Here is a 25,803-nt window from a genome sequence, read left to right on the forward strand (position 1 = left end):
TCTACCTAATAGGCTTGTAGGGTGGGGTAGGGGCATCGTCAGGGAATGCTGTGACAACCTTTCCAGTAGCAGGTTGGTATACAACTCGCATTCGCACACCATCACGAGTTTCATAAGCAACCCATTTAGCAGGTTCTCCTTTAGCCGTATAAGCCCCGCCAGTACCAGTCTGCGCGTACCATTTAGTGCTTGGAGATGTTGTGATATCACCAACTGCATCAATGATCTTATCCCCTGACCAGCTTCTAGGAAAGACTGTCTTCCCTTCCTGTCCTGGCCACATATGTCCACCGCTACCTGGTTTATCGCCGTGCAAAATATGTTGCTTTGCACCAGGCGAAAGAATGTCAACATAGTCCTTTCTTGAAACTTTGCTCTCAACACCCGGCACCCCCTCCACCAGCACCGAACTTCCTGGCCCTGCCGCCAGCTTACCCGCTCCCTTGATCAACGCAACCTGCAACGCATACTTCGCCGCTGTGGTTCCGTAGTCCTTTATCGGGTTTACATCGCCCGGATAGGTTTGAGATGAAAACGAGTCCGCGACCCTTTGCCCTTGGGTGTATTCATAAGGTGCGAAGTAGTCCCGAGTAGCCTGTACGCCATCCAGGAATGAGGCAGCACCACCCACACCCGCCAATACCGGCAACGCACAGCCGACCCCTGTTATGCATGCAGGCGTCGAGACGACGGCCAGGCCAAATCCGCTTGCCGCTCCTGCTGCGCCGGCCACTGCACGGCCCACCGAGTTGCCCTTGCTGAGTATCGGGTCTTCGCGCAGCAGAGTGTCGTTCGCGGCGTCCCACCTCGAGTACTCTTCGAAAGCGCCGGACGCCCGCAGCGTTGCCAGTTCGGCACTGTACTGCGCGCCGGTTTTTTCCAGCTCCACAAAACGCTGGCGATTGGGATCGTCATCCGGCACCGAGGCGCTGCAATGGGTCATGGCACAGGCAGCGGCTGCAAGCCGGGCGGCGTTTTGAGGATCTGCTTTCTGCAACTCCTCTAACTTGAGGGTTTCCTTGTAGTGCAGTTGGCGGTTGTAGTTGTCCGCCATTTGCGCAACGTAGGCCGCTTTCCCGACATCGCCCTCACTGAGGCCTGCTGCCGTCAGTCCGACGATCTGTGAGAATGCGGCGCGCAGTTCAGGGTTGCTGTCGAACGTATTGTTCAGCACCTGTGCCATGGCCTGGCTCGCACCGGCCGCGACTGCGCCGGTCGAGAAGTCTCCGCCCATGGCGCTGGAAATCGCGCCCCCCATCAGCGCGTGCATTGCGACTCGGCCAGCGCCTCCCTCAGCCCACAGCGCCATGGTTGCCGGATCGTTGGCATCCTTGGCGGCTTGCCAATGGCTCTGTGCGTAGGAGCCAACGAAGTTGAACGCAGTGGCCGCTACGACATTGGTCGTCTGGCCGACCAGCCCCTGACCGAGGTTGTCGCCCAGACTGCCACCGTTTATGGTCGTGTTGATTGCCCCTGCCGCCACACCCTGGGCACCCGCGTGCAGCGCGAAACCTGCAACACCGTCAAGGGTGTTCAGGTCGAACCCTTTGGTGACGTTGTTCCAGTTGCTTGTCTTGCCTCCCAGGGCTGGATCGATAACGCCTTGGGTGACACCAGCCGTTGCGCCTGCCACAGCAGCATTTTTCAGGCCTTTGGCGCCGAAGGTATCTTTGGTGACGGCTTTCAAATTGCCTTTGTTGCTGATTGCACTGTTGGCTGCCGTTACTTCGAGGCTGACCAACGCAGCATTGGCAATTGCGGCGGTCGTGGTTCCAGCTGTGGCACCCACCAATGCAGCGCCAGCGCCGCCCGTTACTGCAGCCAGCAGAATTGCCAGTGCCAGTTGAGCACCTGCGCCCAAACCGGAATGTTCATACTTGAAGCTGTGGTGGATTTCCTCCACCTGCCGCCAGTCGATATTGCCTTGAGCTTGCGCCTGTTTGAGCCATGCCAGTTTTGGATCGGCGGCCACCATGGCGTCTACGGTCTGGGCCACCGTTTGCTGGTCGAATTTCTTGACATCGATGGTGATGGAATTGGCGGCGTTGATAACCAACGCACCTTGCGCAACCAACTCACTCTGCCGCACCGTCTCATCTGTCCTGCCCTTGCCCCCCATGGACATCCAGGCAAGATCACTGCTGCTCTTCTCGTGGCTCTCCTGCTTGAGATCCTTCACACCTTCGAAATCAACGGCGCCGCCGCTGTCCAGGGTCAGGTCCTTGCCGCTTTCCAGTTTGGCGACCTGATACTTTTGATCGCCGCCGCTTTCCAGGGTGAGGTTGCCACCGGTCTTGATTTCGGTGCCCACGTTGGTAACGGTGGTCGTCTCGTCGCGCTGGGTCTGCTTGCTGCCCAGGCTGCCCTTTTTCTTTTTGTCGTAAAGGGAATAATCGCTGTCTTGAGCGGCCAGCAGCTCCAGGTTTTCACCGGCGTACAGATAGGCTTCGTCGCCTGCCGTGATACGGCTGGAGACCAGGGCCATGTCCTTGCCCGCCGTCAGCGCGATGCCGCCGCCTGCATCGAGCGAAGTGCCGATCTGGCTGACGTGGTCTTCCTGTGCGGTGACCTTTTTGGTTTTGGAGTAGGTGTGCTGTTCGTCTGCCGCGGAACTCAGCGTGAGATCACCGACGGCTGCCATGGCGATATTGCGTTTGGCGTCGATGTCGCTGGCAATGGCCGTCAGGTCACGACCGGCGGTGGCGATGACGTCCCGGCCTGCGGCAAGGCTGGAGCCGTGCTGGGTAATGGAACTGCTGTTGGCTTTGCGGCCGCGGTCATTGCTTTCAATCTGCTCGGCTGAAGCGAAGTTGATATCTCGACCGGCGGCCAGTGTCAGGTCGTTGCCAGCTTGCAACACCCCACCCACATTATTGACATCCCGCCCCGCCCACACGCTCAGATCATTCGCCGCCTCGATCCGAGCGGCCGTGTCCGCGAAGTCCCTGCGTTCGCTGCGGTAGCCGCTACTGCTTTGATGGCTGGTGACCGTGCGCTCGTTGATCACGTCGCCGTTGACGGCGGTCAGGCTCACGTCGCGACCGGTGATCACGCCACCGGCCTTGTTGACGAGGGTGTTGCCCGTCAGCAGGTCAAGTCGGCCGCCGGCCTGCACCAGGCCGCTGTTGACCAAGGTGTTGCCAGCGCTGGCGCTGAGGTTGTTGCTGGCTTTCAGGGTGCCTGCGTTGGTCAGGTCGTTACCGGAAACCAGGTTGACGTCGCGACCGGCGATCAACGCGCCGTCGGGGCCGAGGCGGTTGTTGGCCTGGGCCAGGTACAGCACGGGCACCAGCACGTTTTGGCCGTTGACCTTGTACTCTTCCAGCCAGACGATGTCGTGGGTCAGTGCTGCGACTTGCGCCGAGGTCAACGTGGTACCGACCGACAGACCCAGTTGCTGCTTGCTGGCGATGGCGTTGTTCATCAGGTACTTGAACAGCGCTTCGTCGGAGTGCTGGCCGTCGATGAAGCGTTGGCCGGTACGGGCAACCAGCGCCTGCTGGATCAGCTTCTGTTCGTAGAAGCCGTCGCCCAGGCGCTTGGCGCTTTCGTCCGGGTTGTAGCCCAGACCTGCCAGCAGGTAGTCCGAGCTCAGGAATTGCTTGAGGTCGGTGAGTGCCGGATTGGTTTCGATCAGGTATTTGTGCGCAGGTGAGGTGCTCTGGGTTTCGGGCAGGCCCTGGACGCGGTTGATAGAGCCGGGTACGTGACCGTCCATTGCCTGATGAGAAGCGACTTGACCCTCCATCTGAACGGTACGGCCCTCGCTGGTGTCGGCGGTCTGGGTGCGCTGGGCTGCATCGATGCTCGCGCTGCCGATGGTCCAGCTGTGCGGGGCGGCATCGGCCTGTTTGGCGGCGGTGTCCGTGGCGGCTAGGTCACTGAGACGGAACAGGCCATGCTCTCCACTGGGCAGGCTGAAGCCCGGCAGAGACAGCGGGTTGATCTGTTGCTGAGCGAGATCGGGAGGCAGCTGCGCGTCGAGACTGACTCGAGTACTGAAATCGCTGCCTGACGCACCGGTGTCGGTGCGGGTGCCGCTGCTGACGTAGTGGTAGTCGTTGCGTACCACGCTGTTGTCGAAGTTGTTCTGGGTGGTGATGTTGACGTCGCCAACCGCCTGAATGACCGCCGCGTAGCGTTGATCAGTAGATGCCAGTTGCGTCACACGGGCGTACTGGAGAAGCTCGGTCTCGGTGTAGGCCAGGAAGTTGCTGATACCCGCTTCCAGGCCGCTCAGGTTGTTGGCGTCGTAACGAGCACCTTCAAGCCAGTACTGTTCGTTGAAAGCATTGGCTGCCCTGATCAGCCCGCGTCCGCCCCGCTGGCGGTTGGTGCGGAAGGTGCGCACGTATTCGGTGTCGCCCGTTTCGATGCCGCGGTTGAATAGGTTGGTGACCGAGGCGTTCAGGTTGCCGCCCGTGGCAATGGTGCTGCTCTGGTTGAGCAGGTCGCCGCCGTTGAAACTCAGGTTGCCGCCTGCGGTGATGCTCGATGCCTGGCTCGCTTGGGTGACTTCCAGCTTTTGGCGTTCCAGGACTTCGAAGACGAAATTGCGTTTGCCCGAACAGTCGCCGGCGTTGACGCCCTCGATACAGGCCACCTGGTAGATCTTGCCGGTGTAGATGCCGGCGTCATTGACGGTGAGCACTTCGCGCACGTTTTCGATGGTACTGGCAGCCAGGCTCATGTTGCCGTCACTTTGCAGCGTCGAGGAGCTGTTGCGAATCAGGCTGGCGTGGCCGCCATTGCCGTCCCGATCGATGCGCAGATTGGCCAGGCTGTAGACGTCGGCGTAGCGGTTGGTGAAGGTGTCGACCTGCAAGCCCATGTCACCGCCGCTGAAGAGCAGTCCCCTCTCGTTGAGCAAGGCGCCGGTCTTGAGCGTGAGGGATCGGGCACTGCCGAGGGTGCCGTAGTTGTCGATGTTGCCGGCCGTGATCACGGCGTCATCCACAGAAGTGATGCGGCCCCGATTAAGCAAGGTGCCGCCGACGTCCAGCTTCAAGCCAGCGCCGGAGGTGATGCTGGCCGGGGTCGCGAGTTGCAGTTGGGCGGCGTCGATCTGCAGGTTGCCCAGGCTGGTGACGCGGCCATTGCCCGCATAGGTACCGCTGAGCCCAAGCCACAGGTCACCGTCACTGGCCAGCTTGCCGTCGTTGCTCCAGTTGACGCCTTCACCACGTAGGCTCTGCGAAGCGAGCAACTGGCCGCTGGCGGTCTGGTGAAAGTTGCCGACCTTGATGGTCAGGCGCCCGGCTTGCAGCACGCCGCTGTTGGTCCAGCTGTCGGCATTGAGGGTGAGGCCACCACGGGTGACCAGGCTGCCACCAGCGGCGGTGACGTTGGCGCTGGAGATATTGAACTCACCCAGGCCTACGTGCAGTAGAGAGCCGTTGGTATTGCGGAAGCTGCCTGCGTCGACCGTCAGATCGGCGTTCGCAATCTCGATCACGCCACCCTGGTTATCCAGCACACCGCCCACGCGATACACCGAGGCGCCGTCCGTGCCGAGTGCGCGCAGGGTGCCGCCCTGGTTATCGAGGTTGGCCGCGGTGATGTCGAAGAAGGAGTCGCTTTCGATGATGCCGGAGCGGTTGATCAGCGTACCGCCCAGGGCAAAACGCACACGGCCGCCGGCAATCTGGCCAGCGTTGGTGAGGGTATTGGCGTTGACGTCGATCAGACCTTTTGCATACAGGCCGCCTGCGCTGTTGTTGAGGTCAGCGGTGGTGATGCTGGCGTCGCCACTCTGCGCGGCGATGCGGCCGTTCTGGTTGTCGAGGCCGGCCAGGGCCAACAAGGTCAGGCGCTGGCCTTGCAAGGTGCCTTGAGCGTTGAGCAGGCTACCGGCCATGCGCGCTTCAAGAGCGCCGCGCAGGCTGGAAAGGATGCCGCCGCGGTTGTCCAGGCTCCCGGCGTTCAGCAACAGGTCGCCGTCCTGGGCGATGAGACGACCGTTGGCGTTGTTGATCGCGCCACGGGTGTGCAGCGTCAGGCCGGTCTGGCTCTGTACGGCACCCCCGCCGTTTTCCAGCTGAGCGGCGCTGAGGCTGACGGCGCCATTCTGGCTGTAGATCAAACCGTCGGCGCCGTTCTGTACGGTACCGCTGGCGTCCACGGTCAGTTGATCGAGCGCCGCCAGCGTGCCACGGTTGCGGTTGTCCAGGCTGCCGATGAGCAGGCTCAGCAGACTTTTGCTGACCAGTTGCGCACTTTGGTTGTCGATGTGCGCAGCGCGCTGAATGCGCAGAGGGCCACCGCTGGCGAATTTGCCTTGAGCGTTGATCAGGGTCCCGAGCAAGTCGAGCGTGATGCTGCCGTTGCTGGCCCATTGACCACTGGTATTGTCCAGTTGCGTACCGGTAAAGCTCAGGTCCTGCTGGCTGTTGACGGTCCCGGCGCGGTTGCTCAGGTCTGTGGCTCGAACGGTCAGTTCTGCGCCGCTGTCGATCAGACCGCCTTCGCTGTTGTCGAGCGTGTCTTGCACGGTCAGGCTTTGCCCGGCGCCGCTGCTCAGAATGCCGCCTTGGCTGTTGTCCAGGCGGGCACTGTCGATGTCCAGACGTCCGGCACTGGCCAGCGCACCGGCGTTGCTGTTGAGCAGCGCCCCGCTGAGGTTGACTGCCAGGTTGCCGTCGCGGCTGGAAACGGTGCCGTTGTCGCGGTTGTCCAGGCTGCTGCCCTGCAGGTTCACACCCTGCCAGCCGGACAGCAGGCCATTGCGGTTGATGATGGCGCCGCTGATGACGGACAGCTGGCCGCTGCTGATGATCTTGCCAGCACGGTTGTCCAGCTGAGCACTGGTCAGGGTGTAGCTCTGGTCGCTGGAAATTTCGCCGTTGCGATTGTCGACGGCGCCGATGCGGTTGAAGGTCAAAGGGCCTTCGCCGTTGATCAAGCCAGCGCTGTTGTTCAGCGTGCCGCCGTTCAGATCCAGACGCACAGCGCGGTTGCCGAGCGACTGGCCGCCCTGGTTGTCGAGGTCGGCGCTGTGGATGTCCAGCACGGCTGCCGCGTTGATCAGGCCATTGTTGCGGTTGAGCAGGCTGCCCTGGCTGGTCAGGTTCAGATCGCTGCGGCTGGTGAGCACGCCTTCGCTGTTGTCCAGGCTACCGGTCTGTACGCTGAGCGCGGCGGCGGCAATCTGGCCTTTGAGGTTGGCCAGGGCCTGTTCGATGTGCAGGGTCAGGGTCTGGTTGCTGAGCAGCTTGCCCGCGCTGTTGTCCAGGCTGCGGGCTTTGAGGGTGAAGGCCTGACCGCTGGAGATTTCACCGCCCTGGTTGTACACGCCGCCGACGTTGCGCAAGGTCAGCTCCGGTGCGTTGAGCAGGCCTTCACGGTTGTCCAGGTCACCGCCGTTGAGGTCCAGCGTCAGGGCGCTGTTGCTGAAAAACTGCCCCGCCCGCGTGGCCAGCCCTTGCAGAGTGGCCGTCAGGGCGAACTGGCTGCCGATGCGGCCGCCGAGGTTGCTGACCTGCTGCGCGCTCAGATCGAGGGTGTTGGCACTGCTGACCTCCCCGCCATCGTTGTTGAATGCGCCGGTCGTCAGCTTCACCGCACCCTTGCCGCTGATGCGGCCGCCCTGGCTGTTGTCCAGGCTGGCGCTGGAAAGGGTCAGGCCTTGATCGGTGACCAGTTCGCCACCGCGGTTCAAGATCAGGCCGCGGCTGTCCAGGGTCAGCAGGCCTGCACTGGACAGCTTGCCTCCCGTGTTGTCGAGGCTGCCGACGTTCAGGTGCAACGCCCCCTCGCTGCTGATCAGACCTTTCTGGTTGAGGGCGGCACCGGTGAGCAGGAGATCGATGTTGCGCTGGCTGAGCAGGCGCCCACCGCTGTTGTCCAGGCGGTCTGCTCGCAGGTCGATACCGGCTTTGCCGGACAGCAGGCCTTTGGCGCGGTTGAGGACGTTGGCGTAGGCGAGGATCAGGCTGCCTCGGGCCAACACTTGGCCGGCATCGTCGTTGTCGAGTTGGCCACCGGACAGCTCGATGTCCGCCTCTGAAGACAGTTCGCCGCCACGGTTGTCCAGAGTGTCGACGTGCACGTTCAACGCCTGGGTGGCCGCCACCAACCCGTTCTGGCGGTTGTCCAGGTGCGCGCCACTGAGCAGCAGCGCACCTTGGGCGATCAGCTTGCCATTCTGGTTATCCAACCCCTCAGTGCGGACCTCGACGTCTTGCTGGCCGACGATCTCACCCTCGCGGTTATCGATGGCGCCTGCCCGCACCCGCAGCAGGGAGTCGCCGATCACGGTTCCGGCGCGGTTGTCGAACAGGCCGCTGGAGGTGATATCAACCGTGCCACGGCCGCTGAGCAGGCCTTGCTGGTTGTCCAGGTGGTCGACGGCCAGTTGCAGGCTGCGGTCGCCTTGCAGGATGCCGGTGCGGTTGTCGCCGGTCACGGCGTTGACGCTCAGCTGGTTCTGGCTGGTGATGCGGCCCTGACGGTTGTCGAGATCTTTGGCGGTGACAGTGGCGGTCTCTGTCGCCCTGATCTGGCCGCTGCGGTTGTCCAGATGGTCCGCGCGGGCCTCAAGGTTGGCGCCGCTCAGGGAGCCGTTGCGGTTATCGATGGCACCTGCGCTGACGACTTTCAGGTTACGGCTGGCGATCACGCTGTTGCGGTTGCTGAACGCTTGCGCCTCGAGGTGTACGTCACCGTGGGCATTGCGGCTGTTGTCCGCATTGACCCCGGCTTCGATGATGCCGCTGTTGGTCAACTGCCCGCCGCTGCTCAGGGTGATGCTGTCGCGGGCGGCCAGGTTGTTGCTTATGGTCAGGTTGCCACGGGTCTGCGCCCGCAACTGGCTGCCTGCGTAGACGGGGCCTTGGGCGTCCAGGCTTTGCGCCGTGACGTTTACGGCACCGCTGGCCGCCGCTTGGGCCAGGCTCAGGTGACCGTTGGCGTCGAGCTGGATGTCACCGGCGCTGGCCGCCAGATGACCGGCCAGCTTCACCCCGACGCCGGCTTCGGTGCCCACCAGCTTGATCGCACCGGCATACATGCCGCCCAGCGCGGAACTGTCGATGGCCAGTTGCGGCTTGGCCGAGCCGTCGTCGGCACGGGCGGTGGCCTGCAGGGTCGCGGCGTCGACATCGTTGCGTCCCGCCACGATGGCGAGATTGCGCGCGTTGATCTGCGCATTGATCTGGGCCGAGCGGGTGATGATCTCGAAACCATCGACATTGCTGGCGTTCAGGCCCTGGCCGTCGATGGAGATCGCGCCGCCATCGACCTGATAGCGCTGCACCCGGCCGTTCTCGACGATCGGCTTGCCGGTAGTCAAGGTCACCTGCGGGGTGTTGATGAAACCGCAGCCGTTGCAGGTCATGCCATAGGGGTTGGCGACAATGACCTTGGCCGATTGTCCGGCGACTTCGGTATAGCCACGCAGCTGGCTGGGATTGCCGCCGGTGACTTCGTTGAGAATGACGTTGGCGGCGGAGCCTGCCAGGTTCGGATTGCCAACGATGATGCCGCCCAGTTGAGTGTTCTGGGTGCGGCCGGTGGCGTTGTTGAGGATCACGCCCTGGCTGCCGACGTTGTAATCCTTGTACTGGTTATGGGACAGACCGGTCGCATTGGGTGTCGCAATGTTGACGATCGGCACACCGTTGCCGGCCTGTTGCAGGTTGGTCCCCGAACCACTGACCACGATGCCTTCGGCTTGCGCCCACAGCGGCTGCCAGAACATGACGTTGGCCAGCAGCAACGCCAGTGCGCGCTTGGGCAAGCCGCAGAATTGCTCACGGGGCTGAATTCGGGCCGAAGTTTGTCGGGCCAGAAAAGCGAACTGGCGAACGTCCATGTCGATTACCTACTGAAACGTGAAATCAGAGAAAGAGGTCGAGGCGAAAGTAGATCGGGGTTTCGCGATCGCTCAGCGCGTCGGGGCGTTCCAGCGAATGGGCGAAAGTCACCGACGTCGCGAAATGCTGGCCTCGGGCGAACAACTCGACCGAATTGCTGGACACACGACCATGCTGGTCGCCGTTGTAGCGATCGCCCCGGATCACGCCCTGGTCGTAGCCCAGGCCGATGCCGTATTCATAAAGGACCGGTCGCAACCAGCCGAGGTTGACCGGACGCGTCCAGCGCAGGTCATTGCGCCAATAGCCGCCGCTGTCGCCGGACAGGTTCTGGTCCTTGATGCCGCGCATCGACGACTGTCCGCTCAAGCTCATGCGTTGGGGGCTGAACAGCACATCTTCACTGCGCTGACCGGTGGCCAGGCTGGTGAAGCTGAACGTTTCGCCCCACAGGTTGAAGCCCTGCAGGTAGCTCACGGTGGCGGTGTATTTGCGATAGCGGTCGTTGGGGTCGCCGTGCTGTTCGACCTTGCGACTTTGCGCATCGAAAGCGCCTATGCCTTGCTGCATGCCCAGATCGAGGTTGACGAACGCATTGCCGATACGGCGGCCGTGGTTGATGCCGAACTGGGCCTCGCTGATACGGTTGCTGCTGACTTCCAGGCGGTTGCCGTTCAAGTAGTTGTTGCTGCGCAGATAGGCCAGGCCGCCGTTGATCGATGTTTTGCTGACCGAGTCGCGATGTATCACGCGCTCTGCGCGAAACTGATGATTCTGGCTGTCACCGTTTTGCTTGAAGGCGAAGCCGTTGCCATAAGCCTGCGAGCCGTACTCGCTCTGGCTGTAGGAATAATTGAAGTTCCACCAGCCCCACGGCACGCTGTAGTACGCCGTGGTGCTTTTGGAGCTGCGATGGTGATCGCTGACCGCATCGTGGCTGCCGCGCAGCACCAACTGGTCGGCCAGGCCCAAGGGGCTGTCCCAATCCAGACCCGCCCCCCACTGCTGCTGACCGGTGCTGCGCTGGCCATCGTTGTTGCGCGACAGCGAAGCACGCCAAGGCTTTTGTGCAGCATTCCTGACCAGCACGGTACTGCCCCCCACCGCCTCGCCAGGCGCCAGCTCCATTTGCGCACCGTTGGACGGCAGGCGATTGAGCTGGTCGACCAGTTGCTCGACTTCGCGCAAATCGAGCAGCTCGCCTACATGGCCCGGAAAAGCCATGTTCACTTCCCGTGGCGATAACCCGCTGTCATCGGCAGGTCGAATGCCTTCCAGGCGGCCTTCAACCACTTGAAGCGTGAGGATGCCGGTCGACAGGTCCTGTTGCGGCAGATAGGCACGACTGGTGACCAGGCCCAGTTGCAGATAGCGATCGGTGACGACCCCGAGCAACTCGTTGAGTTGCGCAACACCCAGGCACTGGCCAAGGTACGGCTGCACGAGTTCGGCCTTTTGGGCAGGACCCAGGGCATCGGCGCCCTGGATGTCGATACGCTGGATGGTGAAGCAGCGAGTGTCCTCCACGGCTGGAGGCGCAGGAGCGCTGAGTTGTTCACCAGGCAGGTTCTTGAGGTCCTCCAAGCGCTGCCGCTGCTCTTGCAGCAGGCGGTCCTGACGGTCACGAATGAAGTCCTGCTCGCCCGGTGTAGTGGGCGCCGCGAAGACCTTAGTTGCACAACAAAGCAACACCGCGAAATACGGAATTGCACGGCGTCCTGCCCTTGACCACATATTCAATCCCTGATGCCAGAATGGCTTTGTATCAACTCGAAAGGGGCGCGATGATAGGGATGCCGTATATTAACGTCAAGTTTTAATACATAAGCCTATGATTTGCTTGATAAATTACAGTTTCATATGCTCTTCGAGCTCGACTTATCCCAACTAAAATTACTTAAGATTTTTCCTACCAAACAATCCGCTAACACTCATGGACTGCACACTCTTATTATGGAAGCGAACCATTAAAATTACAGCGCAGTTCATACAGAAAGTCCGATCGCATGACAATAAGAACTCCAATGATGCTGATGTATCGCGGCATGAATCATTACCCGGCCAATCCTCAAGGCGGTGAAAGCACTTCGCGCAGATCGGCGTTGCGGTGGGCAACGCGTTTCTCTACATTCCGAAAGCAACGTTCAAGTACCCCGGCCCTTTTTGCGCAAGAGACACAGCACCATGGACCTCACCACCCTCCTGCTCTTCATCCCCGCCTGCTTCGCCTTGAACATGGCCCCAGGCCCGAACAACCTGTTGTCCATCAACAATGCCGCCCACCACGGCTACAAGGCCGCCTGCCTGGCAGGCTTCGGACGTCTGGTGGCCTTCAGCGGGATGATCGCGCTGGCAGCCATGGGCCTGGCCGCGGTCTTGTTCGCTTCCGAGTGGTTGTTCCTGGTCATCAAGACGGTGGGGGCGCTGTACCTGCTCTGGCTGGCGTGGAGCCTGTGGACCGGTGAGCCCGCCGACATGGCGGATGACGCCACGGCCAGCCGTCCGAGTTTGTGGTTGATGCTGCGCCGCGAGTTCCTGATCGCGGCGGGTAACCCCAAGGCGATCCTCATCTTCACCGCGTTCCTGCCGCAGTTCGTCGACCCGCAGCAACCGGTGGGTGCCCAGTTCGCCGTACTCGGTGCGCTGTTTCTGGTACTGGAGTGGATCGCGGTGGGTCTGTATGCGTACCTGGGCGTGAACCTCAAGCGCTGGCTGAACACAGTGCAGGCCAAACGTCGCTTCAATCGCGCCTGTGGTGGCTTGCTGGGGCTGGCAGGCGTTGGCCTGCTGTTCGCCCGCCGCGGGCATGCCTGAAGTGCCAGTATCGGCCGGTAGCAACTGGTAACGGGCATTCGTTTGGCTGCAACGAACCTTGTTGCGAAGTCGGCGTCCGACCTAGGCACGCCCATCGCCTGAGGTCCGCTTATGAAAGAAGCCATCGCCAAGAAATACCGTCTGATCATCAAGACCATGGGCTATGTCGGCTGGTCCCTGTTCTGGTTGCTGCTGTGGGATATCGCGGTCACCGTCGACTTCATGCTGTTCCTCAATACCAAGCTGAGCCTGCCCATCATGCCGTTGACCCTGCTGGGCTCGGCGCTGATCGTATTGATCAGCTTCCGCAACAGCAGCGCGTACAACCGTTGGTGGGAAGCTCGCACACTGTGGGGCTTGCTGGTCAACGCATCGCGCAGCTACGCGCGTCAGGTGCTGACCCTGATCGACGACGTCGGTGATGACGTGAACCCAGTCAAGGCCACCCTATTGCGGCGCCACGTGGCCTACGTGAACTGCCTGGCGGCGCACGTACGGCACATACCATGCCCACCGGAAGTGGCAGCGTTCATCAGCGCCGAGGAATTCGAACGGCGCAACAGCACCAACAACTTTTCCAACGACCTCATCACCGGCTCCGCCGCCCTGTTGGCGCGTGAATACAAGGCCGGACGCCTGGACAGCATCCGCCTGGCGCGCCTGGAATCGACACTGGTGGACATCTCCAACTGCCAGGGCGGCATGGAGCGCATCGCCAACACGCCACTGCCTTTTCCCTACGTCTACTTTCCTCGCCTGTTCATCACCGTGTTCTGCCTGATCGTACCGATCGGCCTGGTAGAGTCGCTGGAGTGGTTCACACCGCTGGCGTCTACCGTGGTCGGTTTCATGCTGCTGGCCATCGAGCGCATCGGCACCGACTTGCAGAGCCCATTCAAGGTCAGCGAACACCAGATCCAGATGGATTCGCTCTGTGAAAACATCGAGCGCAACCTGCAGTCGATGCAGCGTGACACGCAGGAAATGCGTTCCGCCTGACCTTCCGCTATCTTCGTGACCACCGAGCGCCCTTTGCCAAGGGCGCATCGATCCTACAGACCTCACCTGGAAAATCCCCTGATGAAAGCCATCGCTTATACCCAGAACGGCGCAGCCTCCGTGCTCACCGACCTGCAACTGCCCGCGCCCACACCGGGCCCGCGTGATCTGCTGGTGCAGGTCCAGGCCATTTCGGTCAACCCGGTCGACACCAAGGTGCGCAGCGGCGCTGCCGTGACCGAACCGCGCGTGCTGGGTTGGGATGCGGTCGGCATCGTCCAGCAGGTGGGCGATCAGGTCAGCCTGTTCAAGGTCGGTGACAGCGTGTTCTACGCCGGGGCCATCGACCGTCCGGGCAGCAACAGCGAACTGCACCTGGTGGACGAGCGGATCGTCGGGCACAAGCCGCAAAGCCTGGACAACGCCCACGCCGCCGCCCTGCCGCTGACCTCGATCACTGCCTGGGAATTGCTGTTCGACCGTCTGGGCGTGCCCGAGGGCGGTGGCGAAGGCCAGAGCCTGCTGATCATCGGCGCGGCAGGTGGCGTTGGCTCGATCCTCACGCAATTGGCGCGCAAGCTGACCAAGCTGACCGTGATCGGCACGGCGTCGCGGGATGAAACACGTCAATGGGTGACCGACCTGGGCGCTCACCATGTAATCGATCACAGCCAGCCGCTGGTGGCGCAGCTGGAAGCCATCGGGGTTGGCCAGGTCGACCACGTGGCCAGCCTGACCCACACCGACAAGCACTTCGAGCAACTGATCGAAGCCTTGCGCCCTCAGGGCCAGCTGGCCTTGATCGACGACCCGAAGACCCTCGACGTGATGCCGATGAAGCGCAAGGCGCTGTCGCTGCACTGGGAGCTGATGTTCACCCGCTCGCTGTTCCAGACTCCGGACATGATCAAGCAGCACGAGCTGCTCGAGCGCGTGGCCGAACTGATCGACAGCGGCGTATTGCGCACCACCCTGGGCGAGCACTACGGGGTGATCAATGCCGCCAACCTGATCCGCGCCCATGAGCTGATCGAAAGCGGCACGGCCAAGGGCAAGATCGTCCTGGAAGGCTTCTAAGCTTCAACGTGCGCCCGGCACCTGCCGGGCGCTTTCCCAACCGCCGCCCAAGGCCAGGAACAGGTTGATCTGTTCCATGGCCACCTGAGTGTTCGCCGCCGCCAGTTGGCCACGCACATCGGTGTAGGTGCGCGTTGCCTGCAAGTCCGCCAGGAACGACGCGCGGCCGGCCCGGAAAAACTGATGGGTCTGATCCGCCGCCTGCTGGGCCGATCGCTCGGCGTCGGCCAGGGCATCGCGACGCTGCAGCAAGGCGGCATATTGCGCCAGACCGGTCTGGGTCTCGCGAATGGCGTTGAGCACCACCCCATCGAAATTGGCCAGCGCAGCCTGGGTCGAAGCTTCGGTCTCGCGAATCCGCGCCCGCGCGCCGTTGGTGGGAACGTTCCAGTTGATCAGCGGGCCGATGCCCCAGCGATTGGTTGCCGGATGCCCGAGGTCGTCGAGAATACCCACCGTGCCGACCGTGGCGCCGATGCTGATGTCCGGGTACAGCTGACCGGTGGCCACGCCAATGTTGGCGGTGGCCGCCGCCAAACGGCGTTCGGCCTGGCGGATGTCGGGACGACGCTTGAGCAGCGCAGCGCCATCGCCCACCGGCATCAACTGATTGATACGCGGCAGCTCGGCGCAGCTGGCCACGTCGGCAGGCAGCTGTGCAACCGGCGTGGCCAGCAGCATCGATAATTTGTACAGGCCCGCCTGACGCGATGCCTGATAGCGCGGCAGCTCCGCGCCCAGGGACTTGTATTGGGTTTCGGAGCGCGTGACCTGGGTTTCGTCGCCACGGCCGGCATCGCGCAGGCGCTGGGTCAGTTGCACGCCTTCCTGCTGCAATTCGAGCGAATGCCGGGCGATCTCGTATTCTTCGTTGGCCGCGCAGACCTGGGTATAGGCGCGCACCACATCGGCTACCACGGTAATGCGCGCCGTATCCGCCGCGGCCTGGGTGGCGTCGGCGTTGGCGCGTGCCGCCTCGATGCCACGCTTGAGCGTCCCCCACAGGTCGAACTGGTAGGACAGGTTGATGGAAGCGCTGCCCAGGTTATCCACCGGCAGCTTTTCGGTCAGCAGGAACGCTTCGCCCGACTCCTGCACACGCTGCGCCTCGGCCTTGGCATTGAAATCGAAGCCGCCTTCGGCCTGGGCCTGCTCGATCTGCGCACGGGAGCGGGCAATGTTCGCCGCCGCCACGCGCAGGTCGGTGTTGGATGCCATGGCCTGGCGTACCAGCGCATCCAGGCGTGGGTCGTGGTACAGCTTCCACCAGTCCTGCGGGACCGGCGCCGACACCACATTGCTGTCGCCTTCGGCCAGCGAGCCCTGCAAATCGGCTCGGTTGAGCGCCGCCTCCTCAGGGGTATGGTAGTCGGGTCCGACCATCTGGCAGGCCGACAACAGCAGCGCCGCCGCGAGGGCGGAAAGACGCAGGGCCTTGCTCATTGCGCCGCTCCCGCCACCACACCGTCTTCGATGATCGACACCGTGGCCGTGCGGCCGGCGATCAGGCGATAGCCCTCGGGCAGGCTTTCGAAGGCGATGCGCACGGGAATCCGCTGCGCCAGGCGCACCCAGCTAAAGGCCGGATTGACGTTGGGCAGCAGGTTGCTGCCACTGCTGCGATCGCGGTCTTCGATGCCGGCCGAGATGCTCTGCACCCGGCCCTGCAGACGGGTGTTGTCGCCCATCATGCGAATGTCCACGGCCTGGCCGACGTGAATCACGCCCAGTTTGGTTTCCTCGAAATAGCCATCGATATGAAACGAGGTGCCATCCACCACGGCCAGCACGGCGCGGCCTGCGGTGACGAACTCGCGCGGGCGTGGCGCGCGGTCGTTGATGAAGCCGTCCACCGGGCTGCGGATCACCGAGCGATCGAGGTTCAGTTGCGCGGCGTCCACGGCGACCTGGGCTTCGGACAACGAAGCCAGGGCACGCAGTTGCCGCGACTGGCTCTCTTCGAGCTGCTCGCGGGCGACCAGGTTGCCCAGGCCACGGTTGCGCCGCAATTCACGCTCGGCCTGGGCCAGGGTTTCCTTGCGCTCGGCCATGCTCGCCTGGGCCTGACGCAGGGCCAGGCGGAAGCGATCCTGGTCGATGGTGAACAGCACGTCCCCGGCCTTGATCGGCTGGTTGTCGTGCACGTTGACATGTTCGATCAGGCCGGACACGTCTGGCGCGATCTGGATGATGTCGGCGCGTACATGACCGTCACGGGTCCAGGGCGCATACATGTAATACATGACCATGCGCCAGACGATGAACGCAGCCAGGCACACGAACAGCAGGGTCAAGACCAGGCGGCCAAAGGTAAGGATCGGTTTTTTCATAGCATCAGGCTTCGACAGAGAGCGTCCACCGCGCCGAGCAGCACAGCGTAGAGAGCGACGTTGAAAAGAGCCCGGTGCCAGACCAGGCGGTAGAAATGCAGGCGGTTGAGCACGCCATGCAGCAACAGAAACAGGCCGTAGGTGAACACCATCATCACCAGCACGGTGGGCAGGAAGATCCCGCTGATATCCAGTTCACCAATCACAGCGGAGCTCCATCGATGCCATGCGGCAGTTGTTCGGCGGCCTCGCCCGCCTCGGTGACCACTTCGGCACCCGGCAGCAATGCCAGGCGCAGGCCGCTCAAGGCATGCAACAAATGCTCGCGCGCCTCTTCGGCCTCGGCCATGGCCTGCACCGTCAAGCCACGGCGTGCGCGGTCCATGGTCATGAGCAGACCCATCGGGGCGGGCAGGCGTTCACTGGCCTTGCGACAGGCCTGGAAATACCCGCCGACTTCGTCGATCACCTGATGCAGCAACGGCTGTACGGCAGCCGGCACACGCGGGCCGTAGGCCTGCATGTCGAGCAGGTTCAGCGCCACGCGGACATCGCGCAGTGCCGCGCTGGTGTCCTGGCCGGTCATGGTCAGGCGTGGCAGGTGCTGCATCAGCCGGTCGAGCATCTGCACGCCCATCGCGCGCTGTTCGGCCAGGCTCGCCGGACGGGTGATGTGCACCACATCACGCCAGCTGAACCGGGTCAGACGCTTGGCCGCCAGCTCCACGCCGAAGGGCCGCACCACCAGGGTCCAGACGAAGGCGAACAACAGGCCTACCGGACCTGCCAGGTTGCTATTGGCGAAATTCATGAAGTCCGCGTCGTAAGCGCCCTGAATGCTGATGAAGGACGAGGTGTTGACGATGGTCAGCAGGGTGCCAAGGAAAAACCGCGGCTGCACGGTCAAGGTACCGACGACGATGAAGGGCACCGAGAAGGCCAGCACCAGCATCGGAAAGTCATGCAGGTTAGGCAGCACCAGAAACAGGTAGAGGCTGGCGAACACCACGGACATCACGGTCCAGAAGAAGAACCGGTAGATCTGCGGTGCGGGGTCGTCCATGGCGGCGAAGAAACTGCAAGCCACGGCGGCCAGGATCACGGCACTGGCACCATCGGTCCAGCCCAGCAGAATCCACAACACCGATGCGACGATGATCGCAGTGACCGTGGAGAACACCGAATACAGCATCAGCCCGCGGTCCAGGAACGGCTTGAGCCGTCCCAGCCGCCAGTGGCGGTAGACCGCTCGCCATGGCAGGCGGCTGTCGGTCTTGATCGCCAGTTCCAGGCTGCGCAGGTCCTGCCACAGGTCGACCCATTCACCCAACCGGTACACCGCATTGGAAAACAGCAGCTCGCGGCGGTCATCCAATTGCTCAGGGGTTGGCCGCAGGGCGTGCAGCTCATCGCGCAGCGCTTGCCAGCGGGCCTGATCGGGGTCGTCCATGCTGTCCTTGAGCCATTGCCGGGCCGATGCCATGACCGGCGCCAGACGCGCCACCAATTCGGGGGTGCGACGCTCGATGGCGAACAAGGCATCATCCAGCGCATCGATAACCGGCAGCAGATGGATCATGCGCCCGCGCAGCTCCCTGGCATTGCGCACCAGCTGTGGCCGCGCCCCTTCGTGGGGAAGCTGGCCGATCATCATTTCCAGCGAGTTGAACGTGCCGACCATGGCCGAGCGCAATGGGCCGACGTCCTCGCCTTTGACGTCCCGCGCCAGGAAGTGATCGCTGTAGCCGGCGGCATCCTCGAACCACTTGCCAGCGGCACCGACGAACACTGGCGTGAGCCGGCGCGGCCAGAACATTGCGCCCACCACGGCGGCGCAGACGATGCCCAGGCAGATCTCCTGAAAGCGCGAGCTGGCGATGTCGAACACCGCCGTGGGATTGTCCACCACCGGCAGGGCGATCAACGGCAAGGTGTAGCCCGACAGCATGAAGGCGTAGCTGTTGGCAGTGCGCAGGTGCAACGACAGGTACAACAGGGTGCCTGTCCACAGGGCAATCACCGTGGCCAGCAGAAACGGCGTCTGCACGAACAGCGGCACGAACAGCACCGCCGCCGCAGCGCCGGTGAAGGTCCCCACCGCACGGTACACCGCCTTGGAACTGGTGGGGCCGACGAAGGGACTGGAGACGATGTAGACGGTCGCCATCGCCCAATACGGGCGCGGCATCTGCAGGACCATGGCGATGTACAGGGCAATCATCGAGGCGGCGAAGGTTCGCACGCCGTAGAACCAATCCCGGGCCGGTGGCACATCGCTGAAGAAACCTTTCATGGATAACCACCGGGCGTGCCCTGTCCCGCTTCCTCGAAGGCACGCACCACGCGCAGTGCCGCTTCCAGGTCCGCTGGGGCGATGTCCTTGAGCACTTCACGTCGCAGGCGTACCAACTCGCCTTCGATGGACTCGGCCAGGGCGCGGCCACTGGGCGTCAGGCTCAAGGCCTTGGCGCGGCGGTCGGTAGGGTCTTCGGTGCGAACCACGTAGCCGGCCGTGCACAGTTGGTCGAGCAGGCGAACCAGTGAGGGGCTTTCCAGGCCAGCGGCCTGCGCCACCGTGACCTGGCGGACACCGTCGCCCAAGCGCACGATCAGTAACAAGGGCACGGCGCAGGCTTCGGACACACCATAGTTGGCCAAGGTGGCCTGACAGATTCGCCGCCAGTGGCGCGAGGCAACCACCATGCCGCTGCTGATGTTCAGCTGGAGCTTGTCGATATTCATCGGGAAGGTGCGAATATTCATAGTTTGCTAACTATCTATATTCGCGGAACGGAAACATTTCGTCAAGAATGCCCGACCGAATGCAATTCCTTGTAAGAGCGGTCATCGGCCGCGAAAAAAACGCCGCAGGGCGTCAGACATACCCCACAAACCCTTCGCGGCCGCAGACCGCTCCTACAGTGGAACGTGAGCGGCCGCGAACGGGTGAATCCCTACCGCTCGTGCAATGCCTCGGCGCGGGACTTGATGATCGGCTTGAGCAGGTAGCTCAGCACGCTCTTCTTGCCGGTGATGATGTCTACCGAAGCCACCATCCCGGGAATGATCAGCAACGGCTTTTCATCGGAGCCCAGATGACTCTTGTTGGTCCGCAGCTTGATCAGATAGAAGGTGTTCTTCTTCTCTTCATCCTGCACCGTGTCGGCGCCGATCTGTTCCAGAGTGCCTTCCAGACCGCCGTAGATGGTGTAGTCATAGGCCGTGAACTTGATCATCGCCTTCTGCCCCGGATGCAGGAATGCGATGTCCTGAGGACGAATCCGCGCCTCCACCAGCAGGCTGTCATCCAAAGGCACGATCTCGGCCATGTCGCTACCCGGCTGGATCACCCCACCGACCGTGTTGACCAGCACCTGCTTGACGATCCCGCGCACTGGCGAGGTCACCATGGTACGGCTCACCCGATCTTCCAGCCCCTTGGCCGTGGCCTGGGTCTTGGCCAGATCGGTACGCGCCTCGTTCAACTGGGTCAGCGCTTCACTGCGGAACTTGCCGCGGGTCTCGTCGATCTTGCGCTGGACCTCACCAATCGCTGCCTGTGCACGCGGCACCGCCAGCGTGGTGCCGTCGAGCATGCCGCGGGTTTCCACTTCCGAACGGCGCAGACGCAGCACTTCGACAGGCGAAATCGCGCCCCTGGCCACCAGCGGCTCCGACATGCTGATCTCCTGGCGCAGCAGGTTCAGGCTGTTGCGGTACTGCTCGGCCTTGGAGGTGAACTCACGCAGCTCCTGCTGACGCTGCACCAGTTGCTGCTGCAAGCCGCCGACTTCATCGGCCAACTGCTGGCGACGGCTCATGTACAGCGACTCTTCGTTGGCCGCCTGGCTGGGCACTGACTTGCGCGCCTGGGCAGTGATGTTCAGCGGCCGGTTTTCCACCTCGGCACTGAGGCGCTCCACGCGCAGCTCCATGGCCACACGGTCGGCTTCGGTTTCGCCGACGTTGGAAGCGAAGCGCGTGTCGTCCAGGCGAATCAGTGGGGCGCCCGCCTCGACGATCTGCCCTTCCTTGACGTAGATCTGGGCAACGATACCGCCCTCCAGGTTCTGGATTTTCTGGATGCGCGAAGAAGGAATCGCCTTGCCGTCGCCCTTGGTCACCTCGTCGATCACTGCAAAGTGCGCCCAGGCGAGCAGAAACACGAAGAACGCGATCACGCCCCAGATGGTCAGGCGCACGATGCGCGGCGCATCGTCGATCAGCGCCTTTTCGACCTCGGGCAACGGCTGGCCATCGAGCGAATCGGAGCCCTTGAAGTAGCGCACCAGGGAATTCTTGAAGCCGCCGGAGGAGGATTTAAGCAACACTGATCTGCCCCTTCTTCAACGCTTCCATGACGGCAGCCTTCGGCCCGTCCGCCAGAATCTGCCCACGGTCGATCACCAGCAGGCGGTCGACCAGGCTCAGCAACGACGCACGGTGAGTAACCAGAATCACGGTCTTGTTCTCGATGACGGCTTGCAGGCGCGCTTTCAGGCGCTCCTCGCCGGTGTTGTCCATGGCGCTGGTGGGTTCGTCCAGCAAGAGAATCGGTGGATTGAGCAACAGCGCCCGCGCCAGCGCCACGTTCTGCCGCTGACCGCCAGAGAGATTCTGCCCGCGCTCGCCGACCTGCAGTTCATAGCCCTGCGGATGCAGGCGGGCGAACTCGTGCACACCGGCCAGTTCGGCGGCCTGCAGGACCATCTCGTCATCGACGTAGCGGGCGCCCGACACCAGGTTGTCACGCAAGGTACCGGCCAGCAGCTGGATGTCCTGCGGTACGTAGCCGATGTTGTGGCGCAGCTCGCTGACGTCGATCTGGCGAATGTCCACGCCATCGACCAGCAGCGAGCCGGCGTCGGGCTGGTACAGCCCTACCAGCAGCTTGGCCAGCGAGCTCTTGCCCGAGCCACTGCGGCCGATGATGCCGATCTTCTCGCCGGGGCGCACGGTCAGGTTGATGCCGTGCAGCGCCTGGTTCTGCTGGTTCGGGTAGGTGAAGTCGACGTTGCGAAACTCCATGGCCCCCTGCAGCACCTGACGGCTCATCGGGCGCTCGTCGAAGTTGCGCTCCTGAGGCAGCTCCATCATCTGGTCGACCGACACCATGGTGACCTTGGCCTGCTGGTAACGGGTCAGCAAACCGGACAGTTGCGCCAGCGGCGCCAGCGCGCGGCCGCTCAACATGTAGCAGGCCACCAGGCCGCCCATGCTCAGGTTGCCTTCGATGATCTGGTAGACACCGAAGATGATGATCGCCACACCGGCCAGTTGCTGAATCAGCAAGGTGATGTTCATGGCCAGGCTGGACAGGGTCTTGACCCGCAATTCCAGGCGGCTAAGCGTACCGATGGTCTGTTCCCACTGGTACTGGCGCTCGCTTTCGGCGTTGTTGACCTTGACCGCATCGAGGCCACCCAGGGTCTCGATCAAGCTCGACTGGCGCTCGGCGGCCAGCGCCATGGTGCGCTCCAGGGTCTTGGTCAGAGGCTTTTGCAGGAAATGCCCGATGCCCAGCGCCAGCGGGAACGCGATGATCGGAATCCACACCAGATGCCCGCCCAGCAAGGCGATGACCAGCAGGATGAGGATGGTGAACGGCAGGTCGATCAGGCTGGTCAGGGTCAGCGACGTGAGGAAGTCGCGCATGCCCTGGAATTCGTGGATGTTCTGCGCGTAGCTGCCCACGCGCGCCGGACGGTTTTTCATCGACATGCCGACGATGCGCTCGAACAGCGTGGCCGAGATGATCAGGTCGGTCTTCTTGCCGGCCAGGTCCAGGCACAGGCTGCGCAGCCCCTTGAGCAGCAGGTCGAACAGGTAGGCACCGCAGATGCCCACCGCCAGCACCCACAGGGTCGCGGTGGCCTGGTTGGGCACGACGCGGTCGTAGACGTTCATCACGAACAGGGGCGCGGCCAGGGCGATGATATTGATCACCAGGCTGGCGGCGATGGCGTCGGCATACAGCCAGCGCGAGCGCTTGAGGGTGTCGCGGAACCAGGAATGGGCACGCGGGATCAGCGAGCCATTGGTAACGTCGAACTTGTGCTGCGGCTGGGCGAAAAACACCCGGCCGGTGAAATCCTGAACCAGCGTTTCGCGCGCCACGCGCACTTCACCGCCATCGCTTTCACTGAGCAGCAACCGCGCGGTATCGCCTTCCCAGCCCAACAGCACGGCGCAGCGCGCGTCCTTGAGCATCAGCATGGCCGGCAGCGCTATGGACGGAATCTGATCCAGATTGCGTTGCAGTACACGGCCTTGCAGACCAGCGCGTGCAGCGGCGCGCGGCAGCAGGTCAGCGGTCAGACGCTGCGAGGGCAACGGCAGGCCGGTGGTCAGCATCGCCCGGCTGGCGGGCTTGTGATGCAGCGAGCACAGGGTCAGCAGGCCGTCGAGCAACGGATCATCGTGCTGGCTGCGTGGGTCCTGGCTGAGTAGTACCGAACTTAATTCCGAATCCACGCTGACACTCTCTTATCGCTCATTGAACACCTCGACCCTATCAGGATCAGTTCATCCCGCCTGGTCTGGCAGCGGTTTGGGTTGCATTTGCACAAGGGATGCCAGCGTACACGCTGGTCGCTGGCTTCGCATGAGCTCGTTTGGCAAACGGATGCACGGCGAGTCGGGCAACCTCGATAGCCATGGGGGGTGTTTCATCGCTGATTCAATCCGACCGGGGAGAGTAGTCATTTCGCCAATCAACAGTCGGTGGCCATTTGGCACCCGTGCCCCACTGAAAAAATTTCTTCAATCAACACAAGGAGTTAGCCTTTATAACTTGCACACCAACAATTACGAACTTTCCGTTGTGATGTTTGTCCATCCACCCATGTTGTGTGCCTGACATATAACGGTAAGCCTGAACTCGCCATTTTCGCACCGGCGATTCGCACGCCAGGCCCCAGGCCATTTACCGTTCATCCACGCTCCACGTACTGTGCAGCCCGCGCCTGGCAGGCTTTGTGCTACATCCGGCTTTCCTGCGACGCATCCATGGCGAGCCTTCCTGACGACATCTCCTGGATATTCCAGAAGCGACTTTTTTTGTCACATCAACCGGCGAAAAATGTCAGTCGTGGTCGTCTTGACGTCAATGAACTCACGCTGTTGAAGCGTTTTGCATACCTAAGAAATATCAATGTGACATTACACAATGGATTGTTTAGGATGGCGCCAAATAGGTCAATACATTGTCATAAAGTTCATTTTAGCGGATTTTAGACAATAGTTTGACGTCAATATTACAACATACAATATGTACCGAATGCCCGTCGCCTTCACTGACGATGTTCAGGCACCGTACCAAACGAATCGTCACCCCGGAGAGTCACCCACATGAGCAGTGTTGTTGCCATCGTCAAAAGCATTGTTGGCCAAGTATTCGCAGTGTCCCCCGAGGGGATTCGCCGAGTGCTTATCGAAGGGGATAGGCTGTTCGCCGGGGAGCAGGTCGTCACGGGTGAAGCCGGTGCGGTCACGTTGGCGCTGGCCGATGGCCGCACCATCGATCTGGGACGCGACACTCAATGGAGTGCCAACACGCCCGACTCAATCGCCGATCTGAGCGCTGCCACGGCTCAGGCGGCCCCCTCGGTAGAAGAGTTGCAGCAGGCCATCGCGGCCGGCGCCGACCCTACCCAGGATCTGGAAGCCACGGCCGCAGGCCCGGGCGCGAACGACACAGGCGGTGAAGGCGGCGGTAGCCACAGCTTCGTACTGCTCAGCGAAACCGCAGGCGAAGTCGATCCCACCGTGGGCTACCCCACCGAAGGTCCAAACGCTGGGGCAGCGCAAAATACGCGCGAGATCGAAGGCGATACCAACCCGATCAACGCCGACACCGGTAACGACCCGGCCGTCCAGCGCACGGCCACTCTGACCGTGACGGCAACGACCGCCATCACCGAAGCCGGCGGCGTGATCACCTACACCGCCACCGTGACTCAGGCACCTTCTGCCGACCTGACCGTCAACCTGTCCAATGGCCAATCGGTGCTCATTCCCGCCGGCCAGACCACAGGCGCCGTCAACGTCACCGTGCCGGACACCAACACGCCTTACATCGATCCGTCGCAGATCTCCGTAACCGTCACCGGCACCACCGGCGGTGGCGACCTGGCGGTCACCACCGATCCGACCCCGGCCGTCACCCGTGTCGACGACACCATCGACGTCACCACCGTGACGTTGACCGTGGGCAACAACCCCGTCACCGAGGGCACGACGATCACTTACACCGCCGTGCTCACCAATCCGGCGCAGACGCCGGTAACCGTGACCCTGTCAAACGGCTCCACCATTACCATCGCGGCTGGTCAGTCGTCGGGGTCGGTCGACGTGGCCGCACCGGCCAACGACGTCTACAACAACCCGACCACCCTCAACACCACCATCACCGGCGCTACCGGTGGCAATTTCGAAAGCCTGGTGCCAAGCACAACGCCTGCGGTGGTCAACATCGTAGACTCGATCGACACGACGACCGTCGTGCTCACCGCGACCACGCCGGCCGGCGGCGCCGTCGAAAACGGCACCATTGTCTACACTGCTACCATTGGCGCACCTGTCACGGGTTCGCCCGTGGTTGTGACCCTGTCGAACAACCAGACCATCACCATTGGTGTAGGCGAAACCAGCGGCTCGGTTTCCTTCCCGCTGGGCAATGACGTCTACAACGGCGCCGACACCGTCAGCACCGCGATCACTGGCGTAACCGGTGGCAACTACGAGCAGCTGACCCCGAACACCACACCGGT

The 25,803-nt window shown here is 62.5% G+C and carries 12 protein-coding genes and 1 pseudogene; 4 read left to right on the forward strand and 9 right to left on the reverse strand.

Annotated elements, in window-relative coordinates; genetic code table 11:
* Nucleotide 1 precedes the first annotated feature (1 nt).
* Both ASF66_RS16375 and ASF66_RS16380 read right to left on the reverse strand, forming a co-directional pair.
* Nucleotides 2-9,811 carry a two-partner secretion domain-containing protein gene (locus ASF66_RS16375; RefSeq protein WP_056844585.1) on the reverse strand — a complete coding sequence of 3,270 codons (9,810 nt, stop codon included), beginning with the start codon at nucleotides 9,809-9,811 and terminating at the stop codon, nucleotides 2-4.
* A gap of 25 nt (nucleotides 9,812-9,836) precedes the next feature.
* The gene (locus ASF66_RS16380) at nucleotides 9,837-11,546 is read right to left on the reverse strand and encodes a ShlB/FhaC/HecB family hemolysin secretion/activation protein (RefSeq protein ID WP_056844586.1); all 1,710 of its coding nucleotides are present in this window, start codon (nucleotides 11,544-11,546) and stop codon (nucleotides 9,837-9,839) included.
* A 450-nt stretch (nucleotides 11,547-11,996) separates the two neighbouring features.
* On the opposite strand from ASF66_RS16380, the gene ASF66_RS16385 reads away from it, so the two are divergent.
* The 3 genes from ASF66_RS16385 to ASF66_RS16395 all read left to right on the forward strand — a co-directional run bounded on the left by ASF66_RS16385 (nucleotide 11,997) and on the right by ASF66_RS16395 (nucleotide 14,702).
* Nucleotides 11,997-12,626 (forward strand): LysE family translocator, encoded by a 630-nt coding sequence (locus ASF66_RS16385; protein ID WP_056844587.1) that lies wholly within the window; start codon nucleotides 11,997-11,999, stop codon nucleotides 12,624-12,626.
* 111 nt (nucleotides 12,627-12,737) lie between these two features.
* A complete protein-coding gene (locus tag ASF66_RS16390) occupies nucleotides 12,738-13,625 on the forward strand; it encodes a bestrophin family protein (RefSeq protein ID WP_049858995.1) in 888 nt (295 codons plus the stop codon).
* Nucleotides 13,626-13,706: 81 nt separating this feature from the next.
* Complete coding sequence (locus tag ASF66_RS16395) at nucleotides 13,707-14,702, forward strand: zinc-binding alcohol dehydrogenase family protein (protein WP_049858994.1); 996 nt, start codon at nucleotides 13,707-13,709, stop codon at nucleotides 14,700-14,702.
* Between the two features lie 3 nt (nucleotides 14,703-14,705).
* On the opposite strand, the gene ASF66_RS16400 is transcribed toward ASF66_RS16395, so the two are convergent.
* The 7 genes and pseudogenes from ASF66_RS16400 to ASF66_RS16430 form a co-directional block, all read right to left on the reverse strand.
* Nucleotides 14,706-16,145, reverse strand: a complete 1,440-nt coding sequence (locus ASF66_RS16400; protein ID WP_056844588.1) for an efflux transporter outer membrane subunit — start codon at nucleotides 16,143-16,145, stop codon at nucleotides 14,706-14,708.
* A pseudogene (locus tag ASF66_RS16405) lies at nucleotides 16,142-17,101 on the reverse strand (efflux RND transporter periplasmic adaptor subunit); the annotation flags it as partial. The pseudogene ASF66_RS16405 and the gene ASF66_RS16400, both read right to left, overlap by 4 nt.
* Complete coding sequence (locus tag ASF66_RS16410) at nucleotides 17,029-17,238, reverse strand: DUF1656 domain-containing protein (RefSeq protein ID WP_049858991.1); 210 nt, start codon at nucleotides 17,236-17,238, stop codon at nucleotides 17,029-17,031. The pseudogene ASF66_RS16405 and the gene ASF66_RS16410, both read right to left, overlap by 73 nt.
* Nucleotides 17,235-19,325, reverse strand: a complete 2,091-nt coding sequence (locus tag ASF66_RS16415; protein ID WP_056844590.1) for an FUSC family protein — start codon at nucleotides 19,323-19,325, stop codon at nucleotides 17,235-17,237. The genes ASF66_RS16410 and ASF66_RS16415 overlap by 4 nt, the downstream gene beginning before the upstream one ends.
* Complete coding sequence (locus tag ASF66_RS16420; protein ID WP_056844615.1) at nucleotides 19,322-19,774, reverse strand: MarR family winged helix-turn-helix transcriptional regulator; 453 nt, start codon at nucleotides 19,772-19,774, stop codon at nucleotides 19,322-19,324. Before ASF66_RS16420 ends, ASF66_RS16415 begins: the two co-directional genes overlap by 4 nt.
* A gap of 212 nt (nucleotides 19,775-19,986) precedes the next feature.
* The gene (locus ASF66_RS16425) at nucleotides 19,987-21,363 is read right to left on the reverse strand and encodes an HlyD family type I secretion periplasmic adaptor subunit (protein ID WP_049858989.1); all 1,377 of its coding nucleotides are present in this window, start codon (nucleotides 21,361-21,363) and stop codon (nucleotides 19,987-19,989) included.
* A complete protein-coding gene (locus ASF66_RS16430; RefSeq protein ID WP_056844591.1) occupies nucleotides 21,353-23,506 on the reverse strand; it encodes a type I secretion system permease/ATPase in 2,154 nt (717 codons plus the stop codon). The genes ASF66_RS16425 and ASF66_RS16430 overlap by 11 nt, the downstream gene beginning before the upstream one ends.
* A gap of 876 nt (nucleotides 23,507-24,382) precedes the next feature.
* Here ASF66_RS16430 and ASF66_RS16435 point away from each other — a divergent pair.
* A partial coding sequence (locus tag ASF66_RS16435; RefSeq protein WP_056844592.1) for a retention module-containing protein occupies nucleotides 24,383-25,803 on the forward strand: 1,421 nt, incomplete at its 3' end.

It is taken from the genome of Pseudomonas sp. Leaf129 (assembly GCF_001423465.1).
Lineage (GTDB): Bacteria > Pseudomonadota > Gammaproteobacteria > Pseudomonadales > Pseudomonadaceae > Aquipseudomonas > Aquipseudomonas coleopterorum.

Bases quoted from the DNA above. Each gene is read 5' to 3' on its own strand.
- ASF66_RS16375 (WP_056844585.1), bottom strand. From the start codon at position 9,811: ATGGACGTTCGCCAGTTCGCTTTTCTGGCCCGACAAACTTCGGCCCGA.
- ASF66_RS16380 (WP_056844586.1), bottom strand. From the start codon at position 11,546: ATGTGGTCAAGGGCAGGACGCCGTGCAATTCCGTATTTCGCGGTGTTG.
- ASF66_RS16385 (WP_056844587.1), top strand. From the start codon at position 11,997: ATGGACCTCACCACCCTCCTGCTCTTCATCCCCGCCTGCTTCGCCTTG.
- ASF66_RS16390 (WP_049858995.1), top strand. From the start codon at position 12,738: ATGAAAGAAGCCATCGCCAAGAAATACCGTCTGATCATCAAGACCATG.
- ASF66_RS16395 (WP_049858994.1), top strand. From the start codon at position 13,707: ATGAAAGCCATCGCTTATACCCAGAACGGCGCAGCCTCCGTGCTCACC.
- ASF66_RS16400 (WP_056844588.1), bottom strand. From the start codon at position 16,145: ATGAGCAAGGCCCTGCGTCTTTCCGCCCTCGCGGCGGCGCTGCTGTTG.
- ASF66_RS16415 (WP_056844590.1), bottom strand. From the start codon at position 19,325: ATGAAAGGTTTCTTCAGCGATGTGCCACCGGCCCGGGATTGGTTCTAC.
- ASF66_RS16420 (WP_056844615.1), bottom strand. From the start codon at position 19,774: ATGAATATCGACAAGCTCCAGCTGAACATCAGCAGCGGCATGGTGGTT.